The 4,604-nt window shown below is 58.5% G+C and carries 5 protein-coding genes; all 5 read left to right on the top strand.

Annotation, left to right across the window (positions count from 1 at the left end; translation table 11 throughout):
• Window positions 1–251 (top strand): hypothetical protein (locus tag AC2FNU_RS24025; RefSeq protein WP_496793804.1); only part of this gene is annotated, 251 nt, incomplete at its 5' end.
• Between the two features lies 1 nt (window position 252).
• Window positions 253–1,143, top strand: coding sequence for a DUF2950 family protein (locus tag AC2FNU_RS24020; RefSeq protein WP_496793800.1), 891 nt, complete (start codon window positions 253–255; stop codon window positions 1,141–1,143).
• 122 nt (window positions 1,144–1,265) lie between these two features.
• Complete coding sequence (locus AC2FNU_RS24015) at window positions 1,266–2,321, top strand: TauD/TfdA family dioxygenase (protein WP_496793796.1); 1,056 nt, start codon at window positions 1,266–1,268, stop codon at window positions 2,319–2,321.
• A gap of 74 nt (window positions 2,322–2,395) precedes the next feature.
• On the top strand, window positions 2,396–3,781 hold the full coding sequence (locus AC2FNU_RS24010; RefSeq protein ID WP_496793791.1) for a trypsin-like peptidase domain-containing protein: 1,386 nt from the start codon (window positions 2,396–2,398) through the stop codon (window positions 3,779–3,781).
• A gap of 3 nt (window positions 3,782–3,784) precedes the next feature.
• Window positions 3,785–4,604 (top strand): AAA family ATPase (locus tag AC2FNU_RS24005; RefSeq protein ID WP_496793787.1); only part of this gene is annotated, 820 nt, incomplete at its 3' end.

Genomic DNA, 4,604 nt, shown 5'->3' with positions numbered 1-4,604 from the left:
GGAATGTCGACACTGACAGAGCCGCCGCGAAGCAGAAGGCTGTGGACAGAACCAAGCAATCCTCTGGTGCCGTCAAGAAGCCGGTGAAAAGCAACGCGAAGGCCGCCAAGAAACCCCAGGCCCAAAGGGCCGCGGTACAGCAAAAGAAACCTGCTGCCAAAGGGAAAGCCATGCAAAAGAAAGCGTCCGGCAAGAGAACCCACAGCGCGTCAAACCGCGGGCACGCGGCCAAGGGAAAGCGGAGGAGGTAAGATGCGAAATTTCATAGTTTCTTCTGCCATTCTTTTGGCCACGGCCAGCGCAGCGGCATCTGAGGGCGCCCGTTTCAATAGCCCGCAGGCGGCACTGGATGCGTTTGTCGGTGCTCTGAAGTCGGATGATCGGGACCATTTGCTGGACGTGTTTGGGACCGAGGCCGAAGACTTGCTTGCTACGGGCGACCCCGAAGAAGACCGCGCCAGACGACAGGAAGTGCTTGGCATGTATGGCGAGGGCTATCGCTTCCAGCCGGACGACAACGGTGTTGTCCTTTTGCTAGGGGAAGACAGCTGGCCGTTTCCTATTCCGATTTCTCGTGATGGTGATGACTGGCATTTCGACCTTGAGGCCGGCATCGAAGAGGTTTCAGCGCGCGAGATCGGGTTGAACGAGTTGGAGGTGATCGAACTGCTTGACGCTTATGTCGATCTTCAAGCAGCTTTCCGTTTGGCCGACCATAATGGCGATGGCGTGATGGAGTTCGCGCGCAACATCATTTCCGATCCGGGCGTGAAGGACGGTCTTTTCTGGCCCGAGGAAGACAGCTTTGTCGGCGCGGCACTTGCCCGGGCGGTGGCATCAGGGTGGAGTGACGGAGAAGAGGACTACGAACCAGAACCTTTCCTTGGATACTACTATACAATTCTTCAGGGGCAGGGCTCGAGTGCACCGGGCGGTGCATATTCGTACTTTGTGGGCGATCATTTTGTTGCGGGCCACGCGCTTTTGGCCGTTCCATCGGAGTATGGCGAGACAGGAATTCATTCGTTCCTGGTTGGAGAAAACGGGATCATATACGAGGCAGACTTCGGTCCCGACACGCTGGAACGTACAGCGAGTATATTGGATTATGACCCCGGCCCTGATTGGTCGCCTGTGGAATGAAACGGACCTGCCATCAAAAACGCACCTGATTGGTGTCGCATTTAAGCGATTTCGGGTGGTTTCGGGTGATGAACAATGCCTTCTTACGCACGAACATGAAGATAGTTTGAGGGGAGGCAGAGATGGCAGTGCTTGCAGAACTACCGGCGCAACTCACCGGCCCATCCGTTTGGACCGGGCGAGACATGGTCGCGCGGCAAGATGAATGGATGTTGCACGTGAGCCCTGAGGATGTCGCAGACCTTGAGCAAGCCGCGCGCCATTATCTAAGCTTGGGGCGCGATATCGGCGAAATTACCAAAGCGGATTTTCCGCTGCGCCGGTTCGACCGCCGTCTTGAGACTCTAAAAGACACGCTGATCAACGGTATCGGGTTCGAGGTGATCCGGGGCCTGCCGGTCGAAAGCTATTCTCAGGAGATGGCCGCCGCGATCTTCTGCGGGGTGGGCGCCCATTTGGGGTCAGCGCGATCCCAGAATGCGCAGGGGCATATTTTGGGTCATGTCCGGGATATCGGTGCGGATGCAAATGACCCCAACACGCGCATTTATCAAACCCACGAGCGCCAGACCTTTCACACAGACAGCGCCGATATCGTTGGGCTTTTGTGTCTTCGGGACGCGAAAGAGGGCGGGGATTCACTGCTGGTCAGCGCCGAAGCAATCTACAATCGGATGCGCGACGAATGCCCGGACCTGCTGGAGCGATTGTTCGACCCGATAGCAACCGACAGGCGCGGTGAAGTGCCGGAAGGGATGCAGCCTTTCATGACTATTCCGCCCTTCAGCTGGCATGATGGTAAGCTGACTGTGTTCTATCAGCGTCAGTATATCGACAGCGCGCAGCGGTTTCCCGAAGCCATGCGCCTGACCCCAGAGCATGTTGCTGCGTTGGACAAGTTCGACGCCCTGGCAAACGACCCGGATCTATATCTGACGATGCGGTTGCAGCCCGGCGATATGCAGTTTGTCTACAACCATTCTCAGTTACATGACCGAACAGGGTTTGTGGACTGGCCTGACCCAGCCGACCGCAGGCATCTTTTCCGCCTATGGCTCTCACCCGACGGAGATCGGGAATTGCCTGACGTTTTCAAACAGCGTTACGGGTCGATCGAAGTGGGCAATCGGGGCGGGATCATTACAAAAGGGACCCGCCTGCACGCGCCGCTGGATTGAGCGCGCCGGACAGGTGCTTGCATTAGCGCGCCCGTAGTCGCATATCCTACGCAGCTTTTGAGGTAGAGGTATCCATGCTTCGCGCGACACTTATCGCTTTGACCTGTGCAGTTTCCACATTTGCGACAGCTGAAACCCGTGTGCCGCAGTCGCAGGCCGAGATATCGCTGGGCTTTGCTCCTGTCGTTAAGAAAGCTTCGCCTGCGGTCGTGAATATCTATGCCAAGATCGTGCGGCAGGGGCGGGCCAGCCCGTTCTTTTCGGATCCGTTCTTTCAGGACTTCTTTGGCCGGGGCTTTGGCACGCCACAGCCGCGTGTTCAAAACTCGTTGGGTTCTGGGGTGATCCTGTCCGAGGACGGCTATGTCGTGTCCAACTATCATGTGGTTGGATCTGCAACAGAGATCCGGGTTGTCACCACGGACCGGCGCGAGTTTTCGGCCACCGTTGTTCTGGGCCACGAGGAAAGCGACATCGCGATTCTGCGTTTGGAAGAGGCCGAAAATCTACCGTTTCTGAGCCTGCGGGATTCCGATCAGGTCGAAGTGGGCGAATTGGCTTTGGCCATCGGAAACCCCTTTGGGGTTGGGCAAACCGTGTCCTCGGGCATCATCTCGGGTCTGGCGCGCACGGGAACGGCAACGGGCAATGGACGCGGGTATTTCATTCAGACGGATGCGGCGATCAACCCGGGCAATTCCGGCGGCGCATTGATCGACGTTAATGGCGATCTGATCGGGATCAACACGTCGATCCTGACGCGGTCGGGCGGTTCCAACGGGATCGGATTTGCCATCCCCGCCAATCTGGTGGCCGAGTTCCTGAAACAGGCGCAGCAAGGCAATGACAGTTTTGTCAGCCCCTGGGCGGGAATGTCGGGTCAGCACATGAGCGCGGATATCGCCGAATCTCTGGGGCTGGCTATTCCGCTGGGCGTTGTGATCTCGGACCTGCATGACCTCAGCCCGCTGCGCGAGGCGGGGCTGAAGGTGGGCGATGTGGTTACTCATGTGGACGGGGACGAGGTGAACTCACCCGCTGAAATGAAGTTCCGCATGTCTATTGCAGGTGTGGGGGGAAGCTCTGTTCTGACGCGGCTGCGCGGCGATCAAAGCGATGAGGTCGAGGTGGCCCTGATCAAAGCGCCCGAAACGCCCGCTGCCGAGGAAACCGCGTTGGACGATAAAACAGTTCTGCCGGGCTTGATTGTGTCACGGATCAATCCTGCAGTGATTACCAAGCTGGGTCTGCCACTGTCTCTGACCGGCGTTGTTGTCGTCGATCCGGGCCCTTATGGCGCGCGGGCCGGGTTACGACCCGGCGATGTGATCGAGACAATCAACGCGGTTGATATTCAGCGCCCTGGTGATGTTGAACGCGCAATGACGAACCCGGGGCGCCGCGTACAGATGGGTCTTCAGCGCGAGGGCCGGTCCGTGTCCCTGCGATTCCGGCTGTAACGTATGAGCGATCTGTTCGACACCGGGCCAACCGAACCCGCCGATGCACCGCACCGCCCTTTGGCAGATCGCTTGCGACCCCAAACGCTGGGTGACGTCATCGGTCAGGAGCAGGTTCTGGGGCCTGAGGCCCCGCTGGGCGTGATGCTGGCGGCGGGCAGCCTGTCCAGTCTGATCTTCTGGGGTCCGCCCGGGGTAGGAAAGACGACTATAGCGCGGCTTTTGGCGCAGGAAACCGATCTGCATTTTGTCCAGATCAGCGCGATTTTCACAGGTGTACCGGACCTGAAGAAGGTCTTCGAGGCCGCCAAGATTCGCCGTCAAAACGAGCAGGGGACGCTGTTGTTCGTGGACGAGATTCACCGTTTCAACAAAGCGCAGCAAGACGGGTTTCTGCCCCATATGGAAGACGGCACCATCCTATTGGTGGGCGCAACAACCGAAAACCCGTCATTTGAACTGAATGCCGCTGTACTCAGCCGGTCGCAGGTTCTGGTATTGGAACGGCTCAGCCTTGCCGACCTTAAACGCCTGACGCAGCGCGCCGAGAAAGAGCTGGACCGCGCATTGCCTTTGACCCCGGCTGCGCGCGATGCATTGCAGGAAATGGCCGATGGCGATGGGCGGGCGTTGTTGAACCTGATCGAGCAAGTCGCAGCCTGGAAAGTGGACGCGCCGCTGGATCCCGATGCGCTGTCGACGCGGCTGATGCGGCGGGCGGCGAAATACGACAAGTCGGGCGATGAGCATTACAACCTGATCTCGGCCCTGCATAAATCGGTGCGTGGGTCTGACCCGGATGCGGCGCTGTACTGGTTCGCAC

It is taken from the genome of Ruegeria sp. BHSB064 (assembly GCF_059613205.1).
Note: the sequence above shows the minus strand (reverse complement) of the source record. Positions and strands in the feature narration are given on the sequence as shown.

Bases quoted from the DNA above. Each gene is read 5' to 3' on its own strand.
- AC2FNU_RS24015 (WP_496793796.1), top strand. From the start codon at position 1,266: ATGGCAGTGCTTGCAGAACTACCGGCGCAACTCACCGGCCCATCCGTT.
- AC2FNU_RS24010 (WP_496793791.1), top strand. From the start codon at position 2,396: ATGCTTCGCGCGACACTTATCGCTTTGACCTGTGCAGTTTCCACATTT.
- AC2FNU_RS24020 (WP_496793800.1), top strand. From the start codon at position 253: ATGCGAAATTTCATAGTTTCTTCTGCCATTCTTTTGGCCACGGCCAGC.